Consider the following 25,182-nt stretch of genomic DNA (forward strand, 5'->3'; position numbering starts at 1 on the left):
ACAGGGGAGCCGCAGCGCCCTCGTCAGGGGGGGTGTCTTCAGGATCAGGTCGGCAGAAGGGAACAGAGCTGGTCGGGAAGACACCCCCCTGGTCTCGGGGCGCAGCTGTGTCAGAGCCGTCGGGGCGCAGCCGTGACGGGTGGCCGGGCGTGCCGCGGGCCGGGAGGTCCGGGCGCGGTCGGCCTTTCGGCACGGCCGACCGCGCCCCGGCGAGCCACTGAAAGAGGGGCCGACTGGTGACGAGCGCAGCCGAGCAGCGGGCACTGGCCGAGGCGCGGACCGCCGAGGGCGGGCACCAGGCCGCCGCGGTGAACGGCGCCCGCCGCGCCGCACCGCCCGCCCCGCCGGTGTGGCCGGGCGCGCCGACCCCGCTCGGGGCCCGGTTCCGCACGGGGCCGGACGGGGTCGCGGGCACCAACTTCGCGCTGTGGGCGGGCGGGGCGGAGGCGGTCCGGCTGTGCCTGTTCGACGAGGGGGGCCGGGAGACCCGGGTGCCGCTGACCGAGCTGACGCACGAGATCTGGCACGGCTTCGTCCCCGGCGTGCGGCCCGGACAGCGGTACGGCTACCGGGTGGACGGCCGCTGGGACCCGTGGACCGGTGCCCGCTGGAATCCGGCGAAGCTGCTGCTGGACCCGTACGCGCGCGCCGTGGACGGGGAATACGCCACTTTTGGGCTGTCGCCACAGTTGTACGGGCACGTCCGGGACTGGCCGGAGCAGCATGTCGCCGACACCGTGCGCGACGACCGGGACTCGGCGCCGTACGTGCCCAAGGGGGTCGTCGTCGACGATGACGACGACTGGGAGGACGACCGCCGCCCGAAGACCCCGTGGGCCGACTCCGTCATCTACGAGCTGCACGTGCGCGGCTTCACCAAGCTGCACCCGGACATCCCCGAGGAACTGCGCGGCACCTACGCGGGGCTGGCGCACCCGGCCGCGATCGAGCACCTGGTGAAGCTGGGCGTGACGGCCGTGGAGCTGCTGCCCGTCCACCAGTTCGCCCACGAGGACCATCTGCTGCGCCGGGGCCTGAGGAACTACTGGGGGTACAACTCCATCGGCTACTTCGCCCCGCACGCCGCCTACGCCGCCTCCGGTACGACGGGCCAGCAGGTCGGCGAGTTCAAGCGGATGGTCCGCGCGCTGCACGCGGCCGGCATCGAGGTCATCCTCGACGTGGTCTACAACCACACCGCCGAGGCGGGCGAGCTGGGGCCCACGCTGTCCCTGAAGGGCATCGACAACCGGGGCTACTACCGGCTCGGGGACGACGCCCGCCGCTACGCCGACTACACCGGCTGCGGCAACACCCTGCACGTCGTCCGGCCGCAGGTGCTGCGCCTGATCACGGACTCGCTGCGCTACTGGGTCACCGAGATGGGCGTGGACGGCTTCCGCTTCGACCTCGCCGCCGCGCTCGCCCGCTCGATGCACGACGTCGACATGCTCTCCCCCTTTCTCGCGGTCATCGCCCAGGACCCGGTGCTGCGCCGGGTGAAGCTGATCGCCGAGCCCTGGGACGTCGGCTCGGGCGGCTACCAGGTGGGCGCCTTCCCGCCCCTGTGGACGGAGTGGAACGACCGCTACCGGGGCACCGTCCGCGACTTCTGGCGCCATGCGCTGCCCGACGTACGGGAGATGGGCTACCGCCTGTCCGGCTCCAGCGACCTGTACGCCTGGGGCGGCCGGCGCCCCTACGCCTCCGTCAACTTCGTCACCGCGCACGACGGTTTCACGCTGCGCGACCTCGTGTCGTACGAGACCAAACACAACGAGGCCAACGGCGAGGACAACCGGGACGGCAGCGACGACAACCGCTCCTGGAACTGCGGGGCGGAGGGAGAGACGGCCGACGAGCGGGTACGGGCGCTGCGCCGCCGCCAGCTGCGGAACCTGCTCACGACTCTGCTGCTGTCCACGGGCGTGCCGATGCTGGTCGCAGGCGACGAACTCGGCCGCACCCAGCACGGCAACAACAACGCCTACTGCCAGGACAACGAGATCGGCTGGCTGGACTGGAGCCTGCTCGCGGAGCCCGGCTGGCGCGCGCTGTTCGACCTGACCTCCCGGCTGCTCGCCCTGCGCCACCGGCACCCCGTGCTGCGCCGCCGCGCCTTCTTCTCCGGCCGCGCCCACTCGGCGGACGGGCTGCGCGACCTGGCCTGGTTCACCCCGCGGGGCGAGGAGATGACCGAGGCCGACTGGTACGCCCCGGCGGCCACGCTCGGCATGTACCTCTCCGGGCGGGACATCCCGGGCCGCGACGAGCGGGGCGCGCCGGTCCTCGACGACAGCTTCCTCGCCGTGCTGCACGCGGGCGACCGGCCGGTGTCCTTCGCCCTGCCGGGGCCGCCGTGGGCGCGGGAGTACGAGGTCGTCGTGGACACCTCCCGCGAGGACCAGGCGGCGGCACCGGGCACGGTCCACCCGGCCGGTACGGCGATCACGGTGCCCGCGCGGTGCGTGCTGCTGCTCCGGGTGGCGCCTGTGTGACAGTTGTGCGTGACGCGGATCACGCTCGCCGAGTGCAGCGCACAACGGGGCCCAGAGTCTTTCCCTTTGTGGAGACAGCCGGCGAGGACGGGGACCGTGAGGATGGAGCAGGCTCGGGCCGGTGAGTACGACGCGTTCGTGGCGGCCCGCTGGTCGGCACTGTTCCATCTGGCGCGGCTGCTCACCGGCGGCGATCGGCATCGGGCCGAGGACCTGTTGCAGGAGTCCTTGGTCAAGTTGTGGTTCGTCTGGCCGAAGGTTGCCGACGAGGCACCGGAGGCGTACGTCCGCAAGGTGCTGGCGCGCGCCGCGGCCCGCTCGGCGCGCCGCCGCTGGTGGGGCGAGCGGCCCGTCGCGGAGCTGCCCGAGGTGGCGACGGCCGGTGACCTGTCGGCGACCGTGGCCGAACGCTCCCGGCTGGAGGCCGCGCTCGCCCAACTGAGCCCGCAGCAGCGGGCCGCCGTGGTGCTGCGCTACTACCAGGACCTGCCCGACCGGCAGGTCGCGGAGGCCCTGGGCTGCCCGGTGGGCACCGCCCGGTCGCATGCCGCGCGCGGGGTGGCCCGGCTGCGCCGGCTCCTGGCCGACGTCATCGAGCCGGTGGGGTGAGGGAGAAGCCATGGATCAGTTCGAGCGGCAGCTGACGCAGCTGATGCACAGCGCCCAGGAACACAGCCCCTTCGAGGCCAGGCACCGGGAGCGGATCCGCACGGGCGTGCGCGTACGGCGCCGGGTGCGGGCGGCGCGCCGGGCCGCCGGTTCCGCGCTGGCGGTGGCCGGGCTCGGTGTCGGCGTGTTCCTGTGGCCGCACACACCGGGCACGGAGCAGCCCAGCACACCGCACCCCCAGCCCGCCGTCAGCCCGGCGCCCGCCCCCAGCACGTCTCCCTCGCGGGACAACTCGACGAGCCCGCCGCCCAGTACGTCCGGGTCCGCGACGCAGTCGCCGACACAGACGCCGACACAGACACAGACACCGCCGCAGACACCGCCGCAGACGCCGACACAGACACCGGGCGGGACGGTGGAGACCTCCGTGCCTCCCTCGGCGACCAGCACCAGCACCAGCTACTAGACCAACGACCACGAACCACACAGAACAAACGGGGACTAACGTGATCAACCTCCGCCCGCGCCGGATACCGACCGGCTCTCCGCTGCCCCGGCGCGCGCCCCTGCCCAGCCACCACGACGAGCCCGTCCTGGACGTGGCCGTACCGGTGTTCAACGAGGAGAAGGACCTGGAGCCGAGCGTCCGCCGGCTGCACGCACACCTGCGGGACACCTTCCCCTACCCGTTCCGGATCACCGTCGCCGACAACGCGAGCACGGACCGCACCCCGCAGATCGCCGCCCGGCTCGCGGCGGAACTGCCGGAGGTGGAGTCGCTGCGGCTGCCCGAGAAGGGCCGCGGCCGGGCGCTGCAGGCGGCCTGGTCGGGTTCACGGGCGCCCGTGCTGGCGTATCTCGACGTGGACCTGTCCACCGGGCTCACGGCGCTGCTGCCGCTGGTCGCCCCGCTGATCTCGGGCCACTCCGACCTGGCCATCGGCACCCGGCTGGCCCCCGGTGCGCGGGTGGTGCGCGGGCCGCGCCGGGAGGTCATCTCCCGTTGCTACAACGTCCTGTTGCGCTGCACGCTCGCCGTCGGCTTCTCCGACGCGCAGTGCGGATTCAAGGCGGTGCGCCGCGAGGTCGCCGAGCGGCTGCTGCCGCTGGTGCGGGACGGGGAGTGGTTCTTCGACACCGAGCTGCTGGTGCGCGCCGAGCGGGCGGGGCTGCGGATCCACGAGGTGCCGGTGGACTGGGTCGACGACCCCGACAGCAGCGTCGACATCCTCGCCACGGCCCTGGCCGACCTGCGGGGCATCGCCCGGATGCGCCGCGAACTGGCCGGACCCCGCCGCCGCGGGACGGCTTCGTGAACACGGCCGTGCATCCGATGCCGGCAATGCCCGCCGCCGGCCCCCACCCCGCCTCCGACCCGCGCGCGCGGCTGCGCACCGCCGTCCGCCGGCACGGTCCCGTCCTCGCGCTGTACGGCGCCCTGAAGCTGGTCGGCTTCTGCTCGTTCATGTGGCTGCTGTCGTCGGCCGGGGACTACCGCACGAAGCACCCGCGGTTCGGCGGCGGAGCGCACACCTGGGACGTGCTGGCCACCTGGGACGGCTGGTGGTACGAGCAGATCGCCCTGCACGGCTACCACCCGGCGCTCGTCCCGGTCCCCGGCGCCACCGGCCTGATCACCCTGGAGGGCAACTCGGCGGCGTTCTTCCCGCTCTACCCCGCGCTGATGCGGCTGGCGATGTGGGTGACGGGCCTCGGTCCGTACGGCGCCGGCATGCTGGTCTCCGTCCTCGCCTCCTTCGCCGCCGCCCTCGGCGTCTACGCCGTGGCCGAGCGGTTCGGCGGCCGGCGCGCCGGGTTCGCCGCGGCCGGGCTGTGGGCGGTGTGGCCGGGCTCCGGCGTGGAGTGGGCCGTCTACTCCGACTCCCTCTATGTCGCCCTCGCCGTCTGGGCCTGCCACGCGGTCATGACCCGCCGCTGGCTCACCGCGGGCGTCCTCACCTTCCTGGCGGGCCTCAACCGTCCGACGGCCGCCGCGCTGATCGCCGCGCTCGGCGTCGCCGCGCTGCTGGCGCTGCGCGAGGAGCTGCGCGCACCTCGTGAAGGGGTCCTGCGCGACGGGGTCCTGCGCCCGCTGGCCGCGCTGGCCCTGGCCCCGCTCGGGCTGCTCGGTTACCTGATCTGGGTGGGCAACCGCATGGGCAACCTGGGGGGTTACTTCAAGCTCCAGAAGGACGCCTGGGCACACACCTTCGACTACGGCAGCCAGACCCTCGACGTGCTGAAGTCCGTGCCGGTGGGCCACTTCGACTACCTCTTCGCGTACCCCTTCGCGGACGTCATCGGCGTCGGCGTCGTCCTGCTGGCCTGCGCCCTCCTCCCCCTCCTGCTCCGGCTGCGCCCGCCGGCGGTGCTGGTCGTCCACACCGTCCTCACGCTCGCCCTGGTCCTCGGCAGCCAGCAGATCTTCGCCAACGTCTCCCGCTATCTCCTCCCCTGCTTCCCCCTGTTCCTCCCCCTGGCCGTCGGCATGCGCCGGCTGAGCCTGCGCGTCCAGTGCGTCCTGCTGGGCATCGCGGCCCTGGCTTCGGGGTCTTACGCGGGGTACGCGCTGTTCGAACTCGGGGTGCCGTAGGACAACGCCCCCGCTCAACCGGGGGCGTTCAGCCTGCATTTCAGCGCCCGATCTCAGGGGCTCAGCCGAGGATCCCCCGGTCGTACGCCACGGCCACGGCTGCCGCGCGGTCCTTGACGCCCAGCTTGGCGTAGAGGTGGGTGAGGTGGGTCTTCACGGTCGCCTCGCTGATGAACAGTTCGCGGGCGATCTCGCGGTTGGACGTGCCCTTGGCGACGAGTGCCAGCACCTCGCGTTCGCGGGCGGAGAGGGGCTCGTTGCCGGGGGTGCGGACCGCGTGGACCAGGCGGGAGGCGACGGCCGGGGAGAGGACGGTACGGCCCTCGGCGGCGGCCCGGACGGCGGTGAAGAGCTCGTCGCGCGGGGCGTCCTTGAGGAGATAGCCGGTCGCGCCCGCCTCGATCGCCGGAAGGGTGTCGGAGTCGGTGTCGTAGGTGGTGAGGACCAGCACCCTGGCGCGGGCGCCGCGCCGGGTCAGCTCGCGGATGGCGTCCACGCCGGAGCCGCCGGGCATGCGCAGGTCCATCAGGACCACGTCCGGGTCGAGGGCCGCGGCCTTCGCCACCGCCTCGACGCCGTTGGCCGCCTCGTCGAGCACCGTGAAGCCGGGCGCGGACTCGAACATGCCGCGCAGACCGTCCCGTACCACGGGATGGTCGTCGACGATCAACAGGGAAACGGTCACTTCATCGGTCATCGCGCACCAACGGTACGCGAGCCGACAGCGCCGTGCCGTGCCCCGACTCGGACTCCACCGTGAACGTGCCGGCGATCCGCTCGGCGCGGGCCCGCATGCCGTCCAGGCCGAAGCCGCCGGCGCGGGTGCGGGCGGGAAGGGCTTCCGGGTCGAAGCCGGTGCCGTCGTCGCGGATGTCGAGGCTGACCTCGTCGCCCATGAAGGACAGGGTGACGCCCACCCGGGTGGCACGCGCGTGCCGGGCCGCGTTGGACAGGGCCTCCTGGGCGATGCGCAGCAGGGTCGCCGAGACCTCGTCGTGCAGCTGCTCGGCAGTGCCGGTGACGGTGAACTCGGCCTGCACTCCGGTGCGTTCGCCCCACTCGGCGACCGTCTTCTTCAGGGCTTCCGGCAGCCCGTCGCGGGCCAGGGCGACCGGGGCGAGGTTGTGCACCGAGCGGCGGGCCTCGCCGAGGCTGTGCCGGGCCAGGGAAGAGGCGCGCTCCAGGTGGGCGCGGGCGGTGTCCAGGTCGGAGGCGTTCGCCACGACCTGGAGCTGGGCGATGATCCCGGTCAGGCCCTGGGCGATGGTGTCGTGGATCTCGGCCGCGAGCCGGCGGCGCTCGTCGGCGACCCCGGCCTCCCTTGCCTGGACGAGGAGTTGGGCGTGCAGGGCCGCGTTCTCGTCCAGGGCCTGCTGCAACGCGGTGTTGGTGCGCTCCAGTTCGGCGATGGTGTCGGCCTGGACCACGGCGCGGGTCTGCTCCTGCACGGCGTACCGGGTGAACACACCGACCATGCCGACGTTGACGCCCAGGACCAGGAAGAAGCCGAGCCACAGGATCAGCCCGTGCGGCGGCATGCCGCCTATCTCGCTGCCGGACATGGTGATGGCGGTCAGGAAGAGACCGGGCAGCACCAGGCGGCGGGGCAGCTCACGGACGGCGGTGTAGTAGCCGGTGACGGCGTAGAAGGCGAAGAACGGGTTGATCCAGGTCAGCACGAAGCCTATGGCCCAGCGCAGGACGTAGAGGCCGGCACCGGTGCGGCTCGGACCCGGCCGCTTCCGTTTCACCCTCCCCCAGCCCGCCTGCAGCACGACGGCCGCTGCCACGAGCGCTCCCGTGACGGCCAGTTCGGACCGGTCCACGCCGATCAGGCGGGTGGAGATCGTCCCCGCGACGACACCGGCGGCCAGCAGCGCCCAGGGCCCCCACGTGTCGAAGGAGGCCCGGGGCTGCTGTTGCGCGGCGGTCGTCATGGCACCAGTGTCGGGCACGGCTCACTCACTCCCAGCGGAACCAACGTGCCGCCCCCGCCGTCAGCAGTACCGTCCAGGCCGTGAGCACGCCCAGGTGCCCCCAGCCGGGCCAGTCCCCGGCCGCCGCCTCGCCCAGGGCGCGGGCCGCCGCGCCGAACGGGGTCAGCTGCACCACTCGCGCCAGTGTGTGCGGCATCTCCTGCACCGGCAGCCACACACCCGCGCAGAACATCATCGGGAAGAACACCGCCGAGCCGATCGCGCTCGCGATCTTCGTGGTGCGGGACAGCGCCGAGACGACGGAGCCGAGGGCGAGGGCCGCGCCGGTCGCGAGCAGCAGGGCCAGCAGGTATCCGGCCGGCTGCTCGGGCAGCGTCACGTCGAAGGCGAGCCGGCCGACGACGAGCGCGAGCAGCGCCGAGGCCAGCGCCACCGTGCCCTGCACGACCATCTGCGCGGACAGCAGGGCGGACGGCCGTACGGGGGTGAGCCGCATCCGGCGCAGGATGCCCCGCTCCCGGTGGCCGGTCAGGGCCTGGGGCAGCGACTGCACCCCGGACATGATCAGGGCGATCAGGACGGCGATGGGGACGTAGGCGTCGACCGGCCGCAGCCCGCCCAGGGATTTGTCGGCCTCCCGGAACGACGGGATCGAGCCGAGGATGACCAGGAGCAGCGTCGGGAACAGGAAGATCCAGAAAACGGCGCCGGGTTCCCGGCGGAAGAGACGGAACTCGGTGCGCAGGACGGCGGTGTTCATGCCGTGGCCTCCTTCGTCAGGTCCAGGAACGCGTCGTCGAGGGTGGCGTCGAGGACGCGCAGTTGATGGGCGGTGATGCGGTGCCGGGCGAGCAGGGTGATGACCGCGTTCACGGTCTCGTCGGTGCCGGAGAGCGTGATCCGGCCGTCCCGGTGTTCGACCGAGGCGAGCGCCGGCAGGGCGGCCAGCTCACGCTCGTCCAGCGGGGCGGACGGGGTGAAGCTGATGACGGTCGCGCCCGCCGACCGGCGGATCAGCCCGGCCGGCGTGTCCAGCGCCGCGACCCGGCCCTTGTCGATCACCGCGATGCGGTCGCACAGCCGCTGCGCCTCCTCCATGAAGTGGGTGACGAGCAGCACGGTGACCCCGCTCGCGCGGACGTCCTCGATGAGCTGCCAGGTGTCGCGGCGGGCGCGCGGGTCGAGTCCGGTGGTCAGCTCGTCCAGTACGACGATCCGGGGGTTGCCGATCAGCGCCAGCGCGATGAACAGGCGCTGCTGCTGGCCTCCGGAGAGCTTGGCGAAGCGGGTGTCCAACTTCGGGGCCAGCCCCAGCCGTTCGGCCAGCGGGCGCCAGTCGGCGGGGCGCGGATAGAAGGCGGCGTACAGCTCCAGCGCCTCCCGCACGGTGAGTTTGGGCTGGAGTTCGCTCTGCTGGAGCTGCGCGCCGAGAACCTGGGCGGCCTTCGCGTGGTCGGCGACGGGGTCGAGGCCGGTGACGCGGACGCGGCCCGCGTCCGGGACGCGCAGCCCCTCGACGCACTCGACGGTCGTGGTCTTACCGGCGCCGTTCGGGCCGAGGATCCCGAAGATCTCGCCCTCCTCGACGGCGAAGGAGACGCCGTCGACCACGGCCCGGCCGCCGTAGGACTTGCGCAGTTCGGTGACTTCGATGACGGATGGCATGCGTCGAGGTTCCCCGGCGGGCGGGGTCCGGCACATCGGCCGTCGCGCTCGAAGCGGCATCAGCCGATCGGTTGATGCGGCCCTACGACCCCTTGGCCGAGCTGGTCGTAGGACCAGCGGCGGACCGTGGTCGGGCCGAAACTCGGTGGGCGTCGCCGGTGCCGGTCCGTAGGCTCTCGATGATGCCCACGACACGTGCAACCACCGAGAAACGCCCCGCGAAACGGTCCGCCGTACGCACCCTGCTGAGGCTGTGGCCGTACGTCCGGCCCGTGCGGGCGCGGCTGTTCACCGCCGCGTTCATCGCCGTCGTCGCCTCCTGCACGGGGCTGGTGATCCCGCTCGTACTGAAGTGGCTGGTCGACGGGCCGGTCGCCGACCGGGACCCGGCCGGGGTGTGGCTCGGGGCGCTGTACCTGCTGCTGCTCGGGATCGCCGAGGCGGTGCTGTTCGGCATCCGGCGCTGGCTGGTGGCCCGGCCGCTGTCGCACGTCGAGGCGGAGATGCGGGCCGCGCTCTACCGGCATCTCCAGCGCCTCCCGGTGGCGTTCCACGACCGCTGGGCGTCCGGACAGCTGCTCTCCCGGAGCACGACCGACCTGATGCTGCTACGCATGTTCCTCGCCTTCCCGCTGACCTTTCTGCTGGTCAACGCGGTGACGATCCTCGTCGGTGTGGTGATCATGCTGATGCAGGACTGGGTGCTCGGGCTGGTCATCCTCGGACCCGTCATCCCCGTGATGTGGACCTGCGTGGTCTTCGAGCGGCGCTACGCCCACGTCGCCCGGCGCGCGCAGGACCAGGTCGGGGATCTGACGACCCTGGTCGAGGAGAGCGTCCTCGGCATCCGCGTCATCAAGGGCTTCGGCCGGCACCGCAGTCAGGCGCGGACGTTCCGCGAGCTGTCGGGGAAGCTGCGCGGCACGGAGCTGCGCAAGGCGCGGCTGCTCGCCACGATCTGGGGCGTCATCGTGGCGCTTCCGGAGGTGGCGATCGGGGCGGCGCTGGTGCTGGGCGCGGTGCGGGTGGCCGACGGCGGGCTGTCGACGGGCACGCTGGTGGCCTTTCTGAGTACGGCACTTGCGCTGCGGTGGCCGGTGGACTCCATCGGGTTCCTGCTGGCGATGAGCCAGGAGGCGGCGACGGCCACGGAGCGGTACTTCGAGGTGATGGACGAGGTGCCGGAGAACGTGGCCGCGCCCACGCGTGCCGTCCCGGCCACGCAGACCGACGGACTCCGCTTCGAGAACGTCCGGTTCCGCTACCCCGACGCCCCACCCCACTCCCCGCCCCTCCTCGACCGCATCGACCTGCACATACGCCCCGGCGAGTCCATGGCCCTGGTCGGCGCGACCGGCAGCGGGAAGACCACGCTCACCGCGCTCGTCCCGCGCCTGCACGAGGTGACGTCGGGCCGGATCACCCTCGACGGCGCCGACATCACCGCGATGTCGCGCGAGGAACTGCGCGCCAGGGTCGCCGTCGCCTTCGAGGAGCCGACGCTGTTCTCGGCGAGCGTCGGGGAGAACGTGCTGATGGGTGCCGCGGACGGTACTGGCCAGACGGAGCTGGACCGCGCCCTCGCCGTCGCGCAGGCCGACTTCGCGCACGCGCTCCCGCAGGGCACGGACACCCGCGTGGGCGAGCAGGGCCTGAGCCTGTCCGGCGGGCAGCGGCAGCGCCTCGCGCTGGCCCGCGCGGTCGTCGGCCGGCCGGAGTTCCTCGTGCTGGACGACCCGCTGTCCGCCCTGGACGTGCACACGGAGGCCGCCGTGGAGGCCGCGCTGCGGCAGGTCCTCGCGCAGACCACCGCGCTGATCGTGGCCCACCGCCCGTCCACGGTGCTGCTCGCCGACCGGGTCGCCCTGCTGTCGGAAGGCCGCATAGCCGCCGTCGGCACCCACCACGAACTGCTGCGCACGAACGCCGAGTACGCCCACCTGATGTCCGGGGAACCGTCCGGGGAACCGTCCGGGGAAGCGTCCGGGGAGCTGTCCGAAGAACTGGAGGAACAGCGGTGACCACCACGACCACCTCCGCTCCCGCCACGGACAGCGGCGACCCGGTCCCGCCGCCCGCCGGCGACCCCTTCGACCAGGACGTCCTGCCCACCGCACCCGGCGCCACGGCCACTCTGCTGCGCTCCCTGCTCGCGCCGCTGAAGGCCCGCGTCACGCTCACCGCCCTCCTCCTGCTGCTCCAGCAGGCTGCGGTGCAGACGGGCCCGCTGCTGGTGGCGTACGCCATCGACAAGGCCGTACCCGCGTTCCGGGACCACCGCCACGGTCCGCTGATCGCGGTCGGTGTCGGCTATCTGCTCTGCGCCCTGGTGTCGGGGCTGTTGCAGGTCGCCTTCATCGAGACCTCCGCCCGGGTCAGCCAGGACGTGCTGCTGGATCTGCGGGGCCGGATCTTCCGGCACGCGCAGGCGCTGAGCGTCGACTTCCACGAGCGGTACACGTCCGGGCGGCTCATCTCCCGCTCCACGACCGACGTCGAGTCGCTGCGCGAACTCCTCGACGAGGGTCTCCAGGAGCTGGTGACGGTCGTCCTGTCCTTCGTCTACATCGCGGCGCTGCTGCTCTGGCTGGATCTCGGCCTCGGCGCGGTCGCCGTGGCCTCCTTCGTTCCGCTGTATCTGCTCGTACGGCTCTACCAGCGGCGCGCGGGGCGGGTCTTCCGCTCCCGGTCCACGGCGATCGCCGCGGTGATCGTGAAGTTCGTGGAGACGATGAACGGCATCCGTCCGGTGCGCGCCTTCCGCCGGGAGGCCGCGAACGACGCCGAGTTCGCCGGGCTCAACAAGCGGTACGAGCGCACGAACGGGGACGCTCTGCTGGAGATGGCCCGGTATGTGGTCGGTTCGCGGCTGGTGGCCAACACGTCGGTCGCGGCGATCGTGCTGTGGGGCGGCTACCGGGTGGCGTCCGGCTCGCTGGAGCTGGGCGTGCTGGCCGCCTCCGTGCTGTACCTGCGGCGGCTGTACGACCCGATCGACCGGCTCGGCATGTTCCTCAACTCCTACCAGTCGGCGGCTGCCTCCCTGGAGAAGATCGCCGGGCTGCTGGCCCAGACACCGTCCGTGCCGGAGCCGTCCGTCCCGAAGGAACTCCCGCCGCTGAAGAGCGAGTTCCCCGGCCGCGAGGTCGTCTTCGACGGCGTCCGCTTCGCCTACCGCACCGGCGGCGAGGTGCTGCCACGCTTCGAACTGGCCCTGTCGGCCGGGCAGACGGTCGCGGTGGTCGGCTCGACCGGCGCGGGCAAGTCGACACTGGCCAAGCTGCTCGCCCGCTTCTACGACCCGACCGACGGGCGGGTGCTGCTGGACGGGGTCGACCTGCGGGAGCTGGCGACGCCGGAGCTGCGGCGCGGGGTGGTGATGGTGACGCAGGAGGCGTTCCTGTTCTCCGGCACGGTCGCGGACAACATAGCGATCGGCCGCCCGGACGCCACCCGGGAGGAGATCGAGCGAGCCGCGAAGGCGATCGGCGCGCACGAGTTCATCAGCGCCCTGCCCGACGGCTACGACACCGACGTACGCAAGCGCGGCGGGCGCATATCCGCCGGACAGCGCCAACTGGTGGCGTTCGCACGGGCGTTGCTCGCCGACCCCGCGGTGCTGATCCTGGACGAGGCGACCAGCTCCCTGGACATCCCGGGCGAACGGGCCGTGCAGCGGGCGATGTCGACGGTGCTGCGCGGCCGTACCGCCGTGGTGATCGCGCACCGGCTGTCGACCGTGGAGATCGCGGACCGGGTGCTGGTCATGGAACACGGGCGGATCGTGGAGGACGGCAGGCCGGACGAACTGATCGCGGGCACCGGCAGGTTCGCGGATCTGCACCGGGCGTGGCGGGACAGTCTGGCCTGAGGGACGGAAACGGGGGCGCTCACAAGATGATCGACGCGTACGAGGATCCGGGCACGCCCGACCGTCGCGGTGGCTGGTGGTACCTGTGGTGGCTGGTGACCCGGCAGCCGGGCCGGTGCGTGGCCGGGGCGGTGTTCGGCAGCGTGTGGATGGTGCTGCTGGCGGCGACCCCGTATCTGATGGCCAGGGCGATCGACGAGGGGCTGGAGCCGGGCGACATGGGGGCGCTGGCCGGGTGGACGGCCGCGCTGTTCGTGGTCGGGGCGGTCAATGCCTGGCTGAGCATCATGCGGCACCGGGTGATGACCCGGGTGCGGCTGGACGCCAACTTCCGCACGGTGAAGGTCGTGGTCGGGCACGCGGTACGGCTGGGAGCCGCGCTGCCCGCGCGGATGGGGGCCGGCGAGGTGGTCACCATCGGCGTGGCCGACGTACAGACGATCGCGACGGCGCTGACGGTGGTCGGGCCCGGCGTGGGCTCGGTCATGGCGTGCTTCGCGGTCGCCGGTCTGCTGCTGTCCGTCTCCGTGCGGCTGGCGGTGGTGGTGCTGGTCGGGGTGCCGCTCGTCACCGCGATCGTCGGGCCGCTGCTGCGGAGGCTCCAGGGGGCGGAGGCGGAGTACCGGGAGCGGCAGGGCCTGCTGACGGCGCGCATCGGCGACCTCGCGGGCGGTCTGCGCGTCCTCAACGGCCTCGGTGGCAAGGGGCTGTTCGCCGACTCCTTCCGCGGTCAGTCGCGGCGGCTGCGCGACCAGGGGTACCGGGTCGGGGCGGTGACCAGCTGGATCGAGGCGCTGGGTGCGGGGCTGCCGACGCTGTTCCTCGGCGTGGTGACCTGGCTGGCGGCGCGGATGGCGGCCCGCGGGGAGATCACCGTGGGCGAGCTGGTGTCGGTGTACGGCTATGTGGCCGTGCTGGCGGGATGGCCGGTGGCGATGCTGGTGGACGTCGGCTACTACCTGGGCCGCGGTGTGGTGGCCGCCAGGCGTGTCGTGGCGCTGCTGCGGCTGGAGCCCGAGCCGGACACCGGGACCGCGGAGCCGCCCGGCGAGCCGTCGGTGCTGCACGACCCGGAGTCGGGCGTGCGGGTGCCGCCCGGGCAGCTGACGGCGCTGGCCGGCGCCCGCCCGGCCGACGCCGCGGCCGTCGTCGACCGCCTGGGCCGGTACGCGCCCTCGGACGTCACCTGGGGCGGGGTACGTCTGGACGCGATCCCCCTGCCCCGGGTGCGCGAGCGCATCCTGGTCGCCGACCACGAGGCCGACCTGTTCGCGGGTCCGCTCGGCGAGCTGGTGGGCGGATTACGGGAGCGGGAGGAGGCGGAGGTGCTGGGCGCGGTGCACGCGGCGGCGGCCGACGACATCGTGCGCGGCCTGCCCGACGGCCTCGACTCCCCGATCGACGCCCAGGGCCGCAACCTCTCCGGCGGCCAGCGCCAGCGCGTACGGCTCGTCCGGGCCCTGCTGACCGACCCCGAGGTGCTGCTCGCCGTGGAACCGACCTCCGCGCTCGACGCCCACACCGAGTCCACGGTGGCCGCCCGGCTGCGCGCGGCCCGCAAGGGCCGTACGACCGTGCTGACGACCACCTCGCCGCTCGTCCTGGACCGTGCGGACACCGTGCACTACCTGGTCGACGGCAAGCTCGCGGCCACCGGCACCCACCGCCAACTGCTCGCCGGGGAACCGGGATACCGGGCCCTGGTGTCCCGCGACACCGACCCGGCCGACACCGAGGAGACGGTGCGATGACGCGCGGGAAGCTGCCCGTCGCCGGGCCCGAGCAGGTGCGGCGGGCCGCGCTGCGGCTGGTGCGGGCCGACGGGCGGGTGTTCGCGCTCGTGCTGGCACTGAACGCGGCGGCGGCCGGGGCGGGTCTGGCCGGGCCCTGGCTGGTCGGGCGGATCGTGGACGAGGTGCGCTCCGGGGGCGGGGTCGGCGCGGTCGACCGGCTGGCGCCCGCCATCCTGCTGTGCTCGGTGGCGCAAATGCTGCTGGCGCGCTGGGCGCGGTACGCGGGGCACCGGTTCGGGGAGCGGACGCTGAGCCGGGTCCGCGAGGAGTTCGTCGACCGGGCGCTGGCGCTGCCCGCGGCCGTCGTGGAGCGGGCCGGCACCGGCGACCTGACCGCGCGCGGCACGGCCGATGTGACGACCGTCGGCACCACGCTGCGCGACGTCGGCCCCGAACTGCTCGTCTCCGGCGTGCAGTCGCTGTTCCTGCTCGGCGCGGTGTTCCTGCTCGACCCGCTGCTCGGCGCCGTCGGGATGGTCGGCCTCGTGCCCATCACGGCCGTCCTGCGCTGGTATCTGCGCCGGGCCCGCGCGGGGTATCTCGCCGAGGGCGAGGCCACCTCGGAGGTCGCCGAGATCCTCGCGGCGACGGCGGCCGGGGCGCGGACGGTCGAGGCGTTCCGGCTCGCGGAGCGGCGCACCGCCGCCAGCCGGGAGGCGCTGGAGACGTCCCGGCGCACCCGCTTCTACACGCTGTATCTGCGCACGGTGTTCTTCGTCGGGGTCGAGGTGTCCTACCTGCTGCCCGTGGCCGGGGTGCTGCTGGCCGGCGGGGTGCTGCACGCGCACGGCACGGTGAGCGTGGGCACGGTCGTGGCGGCGGGCCTGTATCTGCGCCAGCTGAGCGAGCCGCTGGACGCGGTGCTGATGCGGGTCGAGCAACTGCAGGTCAGCGGCGCCTCGTTCGCCCGGGTCGAGGGCCTCGCCCGCACCCCGAAGGCGGCCCCGGAGGACGGGCACACCGCCCCCGCGGACGACCGCCTGGACGTCACCGGGGTGCGGTTCGCCTACGACCGCGGCGGCGAGGTGCTGCGCGGTGTCGACCTGACGGTCCGGCCCGGTGAGCGGCTGGCGGTGGTCGGCCCGTCCGGCGCCGGGAAGACGACGCTGAGCCGGCTGCTCGCGGGCATCGACGTGCCGACGCACGGCACGGTGACGGTGGGCGGGGTGCCGGTCGCGGCGCTCGCGCCCGAGCTGCTGCGCCGCCAGGTCGTGCTGGTCACCCAGGAGCACCATGTCTTCCTGGGCTCGGTCCGCGACAACCTCCTGATCGCCGAACCGGCGGCCATGGACGACGAGTTGTGGGCGGCGCTGGCGGCCGTGGGCGCCGACGACTGGGTCCGCGACCTGCCTGAGGCCCTGGACACCCTCCTGGGCCCCCAGGACCATCCCACCGACGGCTCCCAGGCCCAGCAACTCGCTCTGGCCCGCGTGGTGCTGGCGGATCCGCACACGCTGATCCTGGACGAGGCGACGGCCCTGCTGGATCCGGCCACGGCCCGGCACACCGAACGCGCCCTGGCCGCCGTCCTGGAGGGCCGTACGGTCATCGCCATCGCCCACCGCCTGCACACGGCCCATGACGCGGACCGGGTGGCGGTGATGGAGGACGGCCTGCTGACGGAACTCGGCACGCACGAGGACCTGGTGGCGGCCGGCGGGGCGTACGCGGCGCTGTGGCGGACCTGGCACGGGGACACTTCCGAGCGGCTCGCATGAGCTGTCCGTATATCGAACAGTCCGTATAGCGAACATGAACATCCGGTCAACGAACCATTTCCAGCCAAGTTTATGACGTGGTCCTGACAGGAAACGCTCTCTCCTGCCACTCTTCCCACGGCCGACTCATCGCGACCCCACTTCTGCATGTCCTGCGTGAGCCGGCCCTGCACACCCACACGGTTTCTGCGCAATGCCCTGTACTGCCCGGACGGCCCCACCGCCCGGTCTGTTCTGCCCGGTCGGCCCCACCGTCCGGTCTCCCCATGGCCGCGCGACCCGCGGTCACGCAGAAGGAGTCAGTGTTGAGAAGCAATACCTCTCGCGGACGCACCTCCCACACCACGCACCGCCGCACCGCCACCGTCGCCCTCGCCGGTGTCGCCGCGCTCATCGCCGCGGCCGTCCAGTCGGGCGCCGCCACCGCCGCCCCGGCCGACCAGGCGCGGACCGGCAAGGCCAACCCCGCCCACCTGGCCCTCAAGCTCACGCCCTCGCAGCGCACCGAGCTGATCCGCCACGCCGACGCCACCACGGCGGCCACCGCCAAGGCGATCGGCCTCGGCGCCCAGGAGAAGCTGGCCGTCAAGGACGTCGTCAAGGACGCCGACGGCACGGTCCACACCCGCTACGAGCGCACCTACGCCGGTCTGCCGGTGCTCGGCGGCGACCTGATCGTGGACACCGCCAAGTCGGGCGCCACCAAGCAGGTCATCAAGGCGAACAGACGGACGCTGAAGGTCGCCGGCCTCACCCCGGCCGTGTCCAAGGCCGCGGTGGAGCGGCAGGCCGTGGCACGGGCCAAGGCGCTCGGCAGCACCAAGTCCGCCGCGGACCACGTGCGCAAGGTCATCTGGGCGGGGAGCGGCAAGCCCGTGCTGGCCTACGAGACGGTCGTCGGCGGCCTCCAGGACGACGGCACCCCGAACCAGCTGCACGTCATCACCGACGCGGCCACCGGCAAGAAGCTCTTCGAGTTCCAGGGCATCGAGAACGCGACCGGTACGGGCAACACCCAGTACAGCGGCCAGGTCAGCCTGACGACGACCCTGTCGGGTTCGACGTACACGCTCAACGACGGGGCGCGCGGCGGCCACAAGACGTACAACCTGAACCACGGCACCTCGGGCACCGGCAGCCTGTTCTCCCAGACCAGCAACACCTGGGGCAACAGCACCACGTCCAACGCCGCCACCGCGGGCGCCGACGCCCACTACGGCGCCGCGACCACCTGGGACTTCTACAAGAACACCTTCGGCCGCAGCGGCATCAAGAACGACGGCACCGCCGCCTACTCCCGCGTCCACTACGGCAACGCGTACGTCAACGCGTTCTGGGACGACGGCTGCTTCTGCATGACCTACGGCGACGGCACGAACAACACCGACCCGCTGACCTCGCTGGACGTCGCCGGCCACGAGATGAGCCACGGCGTCACCTCCAACACCGCGGGCCTCGACTACAGCGGCGAGTCCGGCGGCCTCAACGAGGCGACCAGCGACATCATGGGCACGGGCGTGGAGTTCTACGCCAACAACTCCTCGGACCCCGGTGACTACCTCATCGGCGAGAAGATCGACATCAACGGCAACGGCACGCCGCTGCGTTACATGGACAAGCCGAGCAAGGACGGCGGCTCCGCCGACAACTGGTACTCGGGCGTCGGCAACCTGGACGTGCACTACTCGTCCGGCCCGGCGAACCACTTCTTCTACCTGCTGAGTGAGGGCAGCGGCGCCAAGGTCGTCAACGGCGTCAGCTACAACTCGCCCACCGCGGACAACCTTCCGGTCACCGGCATCGGCCGGGACAAGGCGCTGCAGATCTGGTACCGCGCGCTGACCACCAAGTTCACCTCCACCACCGACTACGCGGGCGCCCGCACCGGCACCCTCGCGGCGGCCGGTGAGCTGTACGGCACCACCAGCCCCGAGTACGCGGCGGTGCAGGACGCGTGGGCCGGCGTCGGCGTCGGGGCGCGCTCCGGTGGCGGTGGCGGCGGCACCGGTACGACGTACGACAACAACACCGTCGTGGCCATTCCGGACAACGGTCCCGCGGTGACCTCGTCGATCACCGTCTCCAACCGGACCGGGAACGCGCCGAGCAACCTCCAGGTGAGCGTCGACATCACGCACACCTGGCGCGGTGACCTGGTGATCGATCTGATCGGCCCGTCGGGCACCGCGTACCGCCTGAAGAACTTCAGCTCCTCGGACTCGGCGGACAACGTCAAGCAGACCTACACGGTCAACGCCTCGTCCGAATCCGCCAACGGAACCTGGAAATTGCGGGTGCAGGATCAGGCCACTTACGACACCGGCCAGCTGAACGACTGGAAGCTGACCTTCCCGTAAACCACAGGCCACAGGGCAGTGAACAAGGGGCCGTTCGAGAGGTCGTACCTCTCGAACGGCACCCGTTTACATGGCTGCAACATTTATCGGACAGTCGATTTTCGGCCAACATCATTTAAGGGGCATGACATGTACGCGCCCCTGATGTCACTCTCTCCCCACCCGCCGCAGCAGCACAGCAAGTTCACGCAAGCCACACCCGACCGGTAACCCCACACCGGCCGGGCTCCCCCACGAAGGAGCTTTAAGTGAGCCCCCTCTCTGCGCGTCACAAGCGCACCTCTCTGGCCGTCGCCACCGCCGTCGCCGCCGGAGCCCTGCTCTCCACTGGTCTGACCACCAGTGCCAATGCTCAGACCCCGGCCGGGAACGTCGGCATGAAGCCGCTGGCCGCCGCGCCGACCACGCTGTCCGCCGCTGCGCGTACCACCCTGATCCAGCAGGCCCAGGCCGGCGCGGCCGACACCGCGCGTCACATAGGCCTCGGCGCCAAGGAGAAGCTGGTCGTCAAGGACGTCGTCAAGGACGTCGACGGCACCGTCCACACCCGCTACGAGCGCACCTACGCGGGCCTGCCGGTCCTCGGTGGCGACCTCGTGGTCCACACCTCGAAGGCCGGCAAGACCGAGGGCGTCACCAAGGCGACCAAGGCGGCCATCAAGGTGGCCTCGCTCAAGCCGCAGATCTCCGCCGCCAAGGCCGAGAAGCAGGCGCTGGGCTCCGCCAAGACCCTCGGCTCCGCCAAGACCGCCGCGGACGGTGCCCGCAAGGTGATCTGGGCCGGCTCCGGCAAGCCCGTCCTCGCCTTCGAGACGGTCGTCGGCGGCCTGCAGGACGACGGCACCCCGAACCAGCTGCACGTCATCACCGACGCGGCCACCGGCAAGAAGCTCTTCGAGTACCAGGGCATCGAGAACGCGACCGGCACCGGCAAGAGCCTGTACTCCGGCACCGTCAGCCTCAACACCACCCTGTCGGGCTCGTCGTACCAGCTGAACGACACCACGCGCGGCGGCCACAAGGTCTACAACAAGTCGCACCGGTCCACCTCCACCCAGGGCACCCTGTTCACCGACGCGGACAACGTGTGGGGCACCGGCACCGCCTCCAGCTCCGCCACCGACCAGACCGCGGCCGTCGACGCCGCCTACGGCGCCGCGGAGACCTGGGACTTCTACAAGAACACCTTCGGCCGCAGCGGCATCAAGAACAACGGCGTCGCCGCCTACTCCCGCGTCCACTACGGCAACGCGTACGTCAACGCGTTCTGGGACGACAGCTGCTTCTGCATGACCTACGGCGACGGCACGGCCAACACCGACCCGCTGACCTCGCTGGACGTGGCCGGCCATGAGATGAGCCACGGCGTCACCGCCAACACCGCGGGTCTGAACTACAGCGGTGAGTCCGGCGGCCTGAACGAGGCCACCTCGGACATCTTCGGTACGGGTGTGGAGTTCTACGCGAACAACGCCTCGGACCCCGGTGACTACCTCATCGGCGAGAAGATCAACATCAACGGCGACGGCACCCCGCTGCGCTACATGGACAAGCCCAGCAAGGACGGCGGCTCCGCCGACAACTGGTCCTCGACCGTGGGCAACCTGGACGTGCACTACTCGTCCGGCGTCGCCAACCACTTCTTCTACCTGCTGTCCGAGGGCAGCGGCGCGAAGACCATCAACGGGGTCTCCTACAACTCCCCGACGTCCAACGGCTCCACGGTCACCGGCATCGGCCGGGACAAGGCGCTGCAGATCTGGTACAAGGCGCTGACCACGTACTTCACGTCGACCACCAACTACAAGGCGGCCCGCACGGGCACCCTGAGCGCGGCGGCGGACCTGTACGGCTCCGGCAGCGCCGAGTACAACGCGGTGGCGGCGGCCTGGTCCGCGGTCAACGTCGCCTGATCGACGACTGGTCGACCGACCGGCAGAACTGAGGGCGGTACCCGGAACGAGCGTGTTCCGGGTACCGCCCTACTCTTGTGACCCATGTCCTCGGCGCCCTTCACGTACGAGCCCGTCGGCGCGACCCGCGACGACCTGGCTGCCTGCCCGCCCGGCTTCCACCCGATGCTGGTGCGCACCCGCCTCGGCGAGGGCCCGGAGGTCTTCCGCCGGGCCGCCGAGGCCGTCCTCAGCTGGGAGATGCACCGCGCGATGGGCGTCGGCATCGACGCCGCCGCCGACCGCGCGGCCCCCGGCGTCGACGTCACGGTCACCCTCGCCGGCCTGATCAAGGCCCCCTGCCGCATCATCTGGACGGTGGAGGAACCCCGCCGGGCCGGCTGGGCCTACGGCACCCTGGAGGGCCACCCCGAGTGCGGCGAGGAGGCCTTCGTCGTCGACCGCACCGGCGACGGCACGGTCTGGCTCACGGTGGCCGCGTTCAGCAAGGGCGCCAAGTGGTACGCCCGCGCCGGCGGACCGGCGACGCGGAGCTTGCAGCACGCCTACGCACGGCGGTGCGGCAAGATCCTGCGGAACCTGGCCACCAGGGATCCCCAGGACTGACCCTCACCGCAACAGCACCCCCGCCCCCTCCACCGCCTCCACCGACGGCACCGTCACCAGCCCGGCGTCCGCCGCCGAGGCCAGCAGACGGTGGGACGGGAGGATGCGGACCGTGTAGCCGTAGGGCCCCGTGCGGTCCAGCGCGAGAGGTCCCTCGTACAGCAGACGGCCCTCCAGGTCGGGCGTGCCGGCCGGCTTCAGCGGGACCGTCGTGGCATCGGTGATGCGGTCCTCCGAGTCGACACGTCCCGACACCGCCTGGACCTCGACGTCGTCCGGGCTCAGCTCGCCGAGGCCGACCCGGACCCGAAGGCCGACGCTCGTGCCGAGTTCCGCCGTGGCCGTCGTCTCGGTCGTCTCGGTCGTCTCGACATGCTCGACGCTCACGCCGGGCCAGGCAGCGCGCACCCGGGCCTTCCAGGCGGCCAGTTCGCGCGCGGTGTCCGGGGTCAGCGCGCGATGTGCCTGGGCGGCGGGAACGTAGAGCCGCTCGACGTACTCCCGGACCATGCGGCCGGCCAGCACCTTCGGACCCAGCAGGGTCAGCGTCTGGCGGACCATCTCGATCCACCGGTCGGGCAGCCCGCCCCGCCCGCGCTCGTAGAAGCGCGGGGCGACCCGCCGCTCCAGCAGGTCGTACAGGGCCGCCGCCTCGATGTCGTCACGGCGGTCGGGGTCGGTGCCCGCACCGTCGGCGGTCGGGATGGCCCAGCCGAAGTCCGGCTGGAACCATTCGTCCCACCAGCCGTCCAGCACCGAGAGGTTGAGGCAGCCGTTCAGCGCCGCCTTCATCCCGCTCGTGCCGCAGGCCTCCAGCGGGCGCAGCGGGTTGTTCAGCCAGACGTCACAGCCCGGGTAGAGCTTCTGCGCCATCGCCATGCCGTAGTCCGGCAGGAAGACGATGCGGTGGCGCACCCGCGGGTCGTCGGCGAACTTCACCAGCTCCTGCACGAGCCGCTTGCCGCTGTCGTCCGCCGGGTGCGCCTTGCCCGCGACGACGATCTGGACCGGGTGCTCGGGATGCAGCAGCAGCTCCAGCAACCGGTCGCGGTCCCGCAGCATGAGGGTGAGCCGCTTGTACGACGGCACGCGCCGGGCGAACCCGATGGTCAGCACGTCGGGGTCGAGGACCCCGTCGATCCAGCCCAACTCGGCGTTTTCGGCGCCGCGTTGTCGCCAGGAGGCGCGCAGCCGGTCCCGTACCTCCAGCACCAGCTGCTCGCGCAGGGCGCGGCGCAGCTCCCAGATCTCCTGGTCCGGGATGTCGGTGACCGCGTCCCAGCGTTCCGTGCCGCCGACGGTCAGCGCGTCCTCGGCGCAGGGGGCGCCGACCTGCCGGGCGCCGAGCCGGAGCACCTCCGGGGCGACCCAGGTGGGCGCGTGCACCCCGTTGGTCACGGAGGTGATCGGCACCTCCTCGGCGTCGAATCCCGGCCACAGTCCCGCGAACATCTCCCGGCTGACCTGCCCGTGCAGCAGCGACACCCCGTTGGCCCGCTGGGCGAGCCGGAGCCCCATCACGGCCATGTTGAACAGGTTGGGCTCGCCGCCCGGGTAGGTCTCCATGCCCAGCGCCAGGATGCGCTGCACGTCGATGCGCGGGAGTTCGGCGTCCGGCCCGAAGTGCCGGGCGACCGCCTCCCGGTCGAAGCGGTCGATGCCGGCCGGAACCGGGGTGTGCGTGGTGAACACGGTTCCGGCGCGCACGGCCTCCAGCGCCGAGTCGAAGTCCAGTCCGCCGTCGCACAGCTCGGCGATCCGCTCCAGACCGAGGAAACCGGCGTGCCCCTCGTTGGTGTGGAACACCTCTGGCTCCGGATGCCCGGTGAGCCGGCAGTACGTCCGCACGGCCCGCACCCCTCCTATGCCCAGCAGCATCTCCTGGAGCAGCCGGTGCTCGCTGCCGCCGCCGTACAGCCGGTCGGTCACCCCGCGCTCGCCGAGGTCGTTCTCCTCCACGTCCGAGTCGAGCATCAGCAGCGGCACCCGGCCCACCTGCGCCAGCCAGATCCGCGCATGCAGCGCCCGGCCGCCGGGCAGGGCGAGGGAGACTCGCGCCGGGGAGCCGTCCTCGTCCCTCAGCTGGCCGAGGGGCAGCTCGTTCGGGTCGAGCACCGGGTAGTGCTCCTGCTGCCAGCCGTCACGGGACAGGGTCTGGCGGAAGTACCCGTGCCGGTACAGCAGTCCGACACCGATCAGCGGTACGCCCAGATCACTGGCCGCCTTCAGATGGTCGCCGGCGAGGATGCCGAGGCCGCCGGAGTACTGGGGCAGCGCGGCGGTGATCCCGAACTCCGGGGAGAAGTAGGCGACGGCCGCGGGCAGCCCCTCGGCCTGCGCCTGGTACCAGCGGTCGCCGGTCACATAGTCGCCCAGGTCGTCGGCGACGGCCGTGAGACGGCGCAGAAAACGCCGGTCCCCGGCCAGCTCGGCCAGCCGCGCCGGGGCCACACTGCCCAGCAGCCGCACCGGATCACCCCCGGCCTTGGCCCAGCGCTCGGGATCGACGGACTGGAACAGATCGCGCGTTTCCGCATGCCAGGACCAGCGCAGATTACGCGCCAGGTCGTTCAGCGGCCGGAGGGGGTCGGGGAGAACGGGACGGACGGTGAACCGACGGATCGCCTTCACATTCCACCTCAGCGGCGTTGCGGGGTGAGACGCACGGCGCTGTGCGTCTGGTCGTCACCGTCGACGGTAGTGGTTACCGAGGGGTCGGTGGGGACATACCGGGACAGGGTGTCGGGGCGCGCCGGAGGCGCGGGTGAGGCACGAACGGGGCGCGGGGACCGGCGCGTCGGCCCTCCCGCGCGGTATCCGGCCTTGTATGTCGACATACGGCTGAGTAGTTAACAAGGTGCCGGATTGCCCACCCGAATAGAGTGGAAGGCTCCTCCGGTACGCCTCACCGCCGTACCAGCACCCCCGCAGGATCCACGGCCCCACACCCATCCGCCCACACCCCCGTTGAAGCGGACAGGAGCGGTCATGCCAGCCAAGCACCACCCGTCAGCGCTCCCGGCGACGGACACCAGCACCGGCACACCCGCGATCACCACCGTCGGCCGGATACCCGTCCTCGACGTGCGCCCCGTGGTGCAGCACGGGCGCAGGCCGGCCAAAGCGGTGACCGGTGAGTCCTTCGAGGTGTCGGCGACCGTGTTCCGGGAGGGCCACGACGCCGTCGCCGCGAACGTCGTCCTCAGGGATCCGGAGGGCCGGGCCGGGCCATGGACGCCGATGCGGGAACTCGCCCCCGGCACCGACCGCTGGGGCGCCACGGTCACGGCGGGCGAACCCGGCCACTGGACCTACACGGTGGAGGCCTGGGCGGATCCGGTCACCACCTGGCGGCACCACGCCCGGATCAAGATCCCGGCGGGGATCGACACCGAACTCGTCCTGGCGGAGGGCGCGCTGCTGTACGAGCGCGCGGTCGCCGGGGTCCCCGAACGGCAGCGCAGGGCCCTGCGGGAGGCGGTGGCGGCCCTGCGGAACGAGAACCGCCCGGCCGCCTGGCGGCTCGCGGCGGCGCTGGCGCCGGAGGTGGACGCGATCCTGGCCCGCTATCCCTTGCGGGAGCTGGTCACCGCCTCGGACGCGATGCCACTGCTCGTCGAGC

Annotated in this window: 17 protein-coding genes and 1 pseudogene; 13 read left to right on the forward strand and 5 right to left on the reverse strand. The window is 72.3% G+C overall.

Annotated features, from left to right (window positions below; all coding sequences use genetic code 11):
* The first annotated feature begins 236 nt into the window (after nucleotides 1–236).
* The 5 genes and pseudogenes from glgX (at nucleotide 237) to ACWD35_RS31830 (ending at nucleotide 5,700) form a co-directional block, all read left to right on the forward strand.
* Nucleotides 237–2,498 carry a glycogen debranching protein GlgX gene (gene glgX, locus ACWD35_RS31810; protein ID WP_451354798.1) on the forward strand — a complete coding sequence of 754 codons (2,262 nt, stop codon included), beginning with the start codon at nucleotides 237–239 and terminating at the stop codon, nucleotides 2,496–2,498.
* 102 nt (nucleotides 2,499–2,600) lie between these two features.
* Nucleotides 2,601–3,107 (forward strand): SigE family RNA polymerase sigma factor, encoded by a 507-nt coding sequence (locus ACWD35_RS31815; RefSeq protein ID WP_451354818.1) that lies wholly within the window; start codon nucleotides 2,601–2,603, stop codon nucleotides 3,105–3,107.
* A 10-nt stretch (nucleotides 3,108–3,117) separates the two neighbouring features.
* A complete protein-coding gene (locus ACWD35_RS31820) occupies nucleotides 3,118–3,573 on the forward strand; it encodes a hypothetical protein (protein WP_451354799.1) in 456 nt (151 codons plus the stop codon).
* Nucleotides 3,574–3,673: 100 nt separating this feature from the next.
* Nucleotides 3,674–4,411, forward strand: a pseudogene (locus ACWD35_RS31825) (dolichyl-phosphate beta-glucosyltransferase); the annotation flags it as partial.
* A 38-nt stretch (nucleotides 4,412–4,449) separates the two neighbouring features.
* Nucleotides 4,450–5,700, forward strand: a complete 1,251-nt coding sequence (locus tag ACWD35_RS31830; RefSeq protein WP_451354800.1) for a hypothetical protein — start codon at nucleotides 4,450–4,452, stop codon at nucleotides 5,698–5,700.
* Between the two features lie 61 nt (nucleotides 5,701–5,761).
* Here the strand turns inward: ACWD35_RS31830 and ACWD35_RS31835 are convergent, their stop codons facing one another.
* Genes ACWD35_RS31835 through ACWD35_RS31850 form a run of 4 tightly spaced genes read right to left on the reverse strand, consistent with a single transcriptional unit; the run spans nucleotide 5,762 to nucleotide 9,302 of the window.
* Entirely contained in the window at nucleotides 5,762–6,397 is a 636-nt protein-coding gene (locus tag ACWD35_RS31835; protein ID WP_451354801.1) for a response regulator, read from the reverse strand.
* Complete coding sequence (locus tag ACWD35_RS31840) at nucleotides 6,387–7,637, reverse strand: sensor histidine kinase (protein ID WP_451354802.1); 1,251 nt, start codon at nucleotides 7,635–7,637, stop codon at nucleotides 6,387–6,389. Before ACWD35_RS31840 ends, ACWD35_RS31835 begins: the two co-directional genes overlap by 11 nt.
* A gap of 25 nt (nucleotides 7,638–7,662) precedes the next feature.
* Nucleotides 7,663–8,397, reverse strand: coding sequence for an ABC transporter permease (locus ACWD35_RS31845; RefSeq protein WP_451354803.1), 735 nt, complete (start codon nucleotides 8,395–8,397; stop codon nucleotides 7,663–7,665).
* Nucleotides 8,394–9,302: an ATP-binding cassette domain-containing protein gene (locus ACWD35_RS31850; protein ID WP_451354804.1), complete on the reverse strand. Its 909-nt coding sequence runs from the start codon at nucleotides 9,300–9,302 to the stop codon at nucleotides 8,394–8,396. The genes ACWD35_RS31845 and ACWD35_RS31850 overlap by 4 nt, the downstream gene beginning before the upstream one ends.
* 182 nt (nucleotides 9,303–9,484) lie before the next feature.
* Here ACWD35_RS31850 and ACWD35_RS31855 point away from each other — a divergent pair, with 182 nt between their 5' ends.
* The 7 genes from ACWD35_RS31855 to ACWD35_RS31885 all read left to right on the forward strand — a co-directional run bounded on the left by ACWD35_RS31855 (nucleotide 9,485) and on the right by ACWD35_RS31885 (nucleotide 21,560).
* On the forward strand, nucleotides 9,485–11,323 hold the full coding sequence (locus ACWD35_RS31855; RefSeq protein WP_451354805.1) for an ABC transporter ATP-binding protein: 1,839 nt from the start codon (nucleotides 9,485–9,487) through the stop codon (nucleotides 11,321–11,323).
* Nucleotides 11,320–13,173: an ABC transporter ATP-binding protein gene (locus ACWD35_RS31860; protein ID WP_451354806.1), complete on the forward strand. Its 1,854-nt coding sequence runs from the start codon at nucleotides 11,320–11,322 to the stop codon at nucleotides 13,171–13,173. Before ACWD35_RS31855 ends, ACWD35_RS31860 begins: the two co-directional genes overlap by 4 nt.
* Nucleotides 13,174–13,199: 26 nt before the next feature.
* Nucleotides 13,200–14,924 (forward strand): ABC transporter ATP-binding protein, encoded by a 1,725-nt coding sequence (locus ACWD35_RS31865; RefSeq protein WP_451354807.1) that lies wholly within the window; start codon nucleotides 13,200–13,202, stop codon nucleotides 14,922–14,924.
* Complete coding sequence (locus ACWD35_RS31870) at nucleotides 14,921–16,684, forward strand: ABC transporter ATP-binding protein (RefSeq protein ID WP_451354808.1); 1,764 nt, start codon at nucleotides 14,921–14,923, stop codon at nucleotides 16,682–16,684. Before ACWD35_RS31865 ends, ACWD35_RS31870 begins: the two co-directional genes overlap by 4 nt.
* A 305-nt stretch (nucleotides 16,685–16,989) precedes the next feature.
* Nucleotides 16,990–19,041 carry a M4 family metallopeptidase gene (locus ACWD35_RS31875; protein WP_451354809.1) on the forward strand — a complete coding sequence of 684 codons (2,052 nt, stop codon included), beginning with the start codon at nucleotides 16,990–16,992 and terminating at the stop codon, nucleotides 19,039–19,041.
* A 248-nt stretch (nucleotides 19,042–19,289) separates the two neighbouring features.
* Nucleotides 19,290–20,954 carry a M4 family metallopeptidase gene (locus tag ACWD35_RS31880; RefSeq protein ID WP_451354810.1) on the forward strand — a complete coding sequence of 555 codons (1,665 nt, stop codon included), beginning with the start codon at nucleotides 19,290–19,292 and terminating at the stop codon, nucleotides 20,952–20,954.
* A gap of 84 nt (nucleotides 20,955–21,038) precedes the next feature.
* Nucleotides 21,039–21,560, forward strand: coding sequence for a DUF1990 domain-containing protein (locus tag ACWD35_RS31885; protein ID WP_451354811.1), 522 nt, complete (start codon nucleotides 21,039–21,041; stop codon nucleotides 21,558–21,560).
* 3 nt (nucleotides 21,561–21,563) lie between these two features.
* Here the strand turns inward: ACWD35_RS31885 and glgP are convergent, their stop codons facing one another.
* The gene (glgP, locus tag ACWD35_RS31890; RefSeq protein ID WP_451354812.1) at nucleotides 21,564–24,191 is read right to left on the reverse strand and encodes an alpha-glucan family phosphorylase; all 2,628 of its coding nucleotides are present in this window, start codon (nucleotides 24,189–24,191) and stop codon (nucleotides 21,564–21,566) included.
* 357 nt (nucleotides 24,192–24,548) lie between these two features.
* Here glgP and ACWD35_RS31895 point away from each other — a divergent pair.
* The coding region (locus tag ACWD35_RS31895) for a maltotransferase domain-containing protein (RefSeq protein ID WP_451354813.1) at nucleotides 24,549–25,182 on the forward strand (634 nt) is incomplete at its 3' end.

This window comes from Streptomyces sp. NPDC002671 (assembly GCF_053592475.1).

Coding starts and splice junctions, on each gene's coding strand:
- ACWD35_RS31865 (WP_451354807.1), top strand. CDS start 13,200: ATGATCGACGCGTACGAGGATCCGGGCACGCCCGACCGTCGCGGTGGC.
- ACWD35_RS31855 (WP_451354805.1), top strand. CDS start 9,485: ATGCCCACGACACGTGCAACCACCGAGAAACGCCCCGCGAAACGGTCC.
- ACWD35_RS31885 (WP_451354811.1), top strand. CDS start 21,039: ATGTCCTCGGCGCCCTTCACGTACGAGCCCGTCGGCGCGACCCGCGAC.
- ACWD35_RS31830 (WP_451354800.1), top strand. CDS start 4,450: ATGCCCGCCGCCGGCCCCCACCCCGCCTCCGACCCGCGCGCGCGGCTG.
- ACWD35_RS31850 (WP_451354804.1), bottom strand. CDS start 9,302: ATGCCATCCGTCATCGAAGTCACCGAACTGCGCAAGTCCTACGGCGGC.
- ACWD35_RS31870 (WP_451354808.1), top strand. CDS start 14,921: ATGACGCGCGGGAAGCTGCCCGTCGCCGGGCCCGAGCAGGTGCGGCGG.
- ACWD35_RS31835 (WP_451354801.1), bottom strand. CDS start 6,397: ATGACCGATGAAGTGACCGTTTCCCTGTTGATCGTCGACGACCATCCC.
- ACWD35_RS31820 (WP_451354799.1), top strand. CDS start 3,118: ATGGATCAGTTCGAGCGGCAGCTGACGCAGCTGATGCACAGCGCCCAG.
- ACWD35_RS31815 (WP_451354818.1), top strand. CDS start 2,601: ATGGAGCAGGCTCGGGCCGGTGAGTACGACGCGTTCGTGGCGGCCCGC.
- ACWD35_RS31840 (WP_451354802.1), bottom strand. CDS start 7,637: ATGACGACCGCCGCGCAACAGCAGCCCCGGGCCTCCTTCGACACGTGG.
- ACWD35_RS31845 (WP_451354803.1), bottom strand. CDS start 8,397: ATGAACACCGCCGTCCTGCGCACCGAGTTCCGTCTCTTCCGCCGGGAA.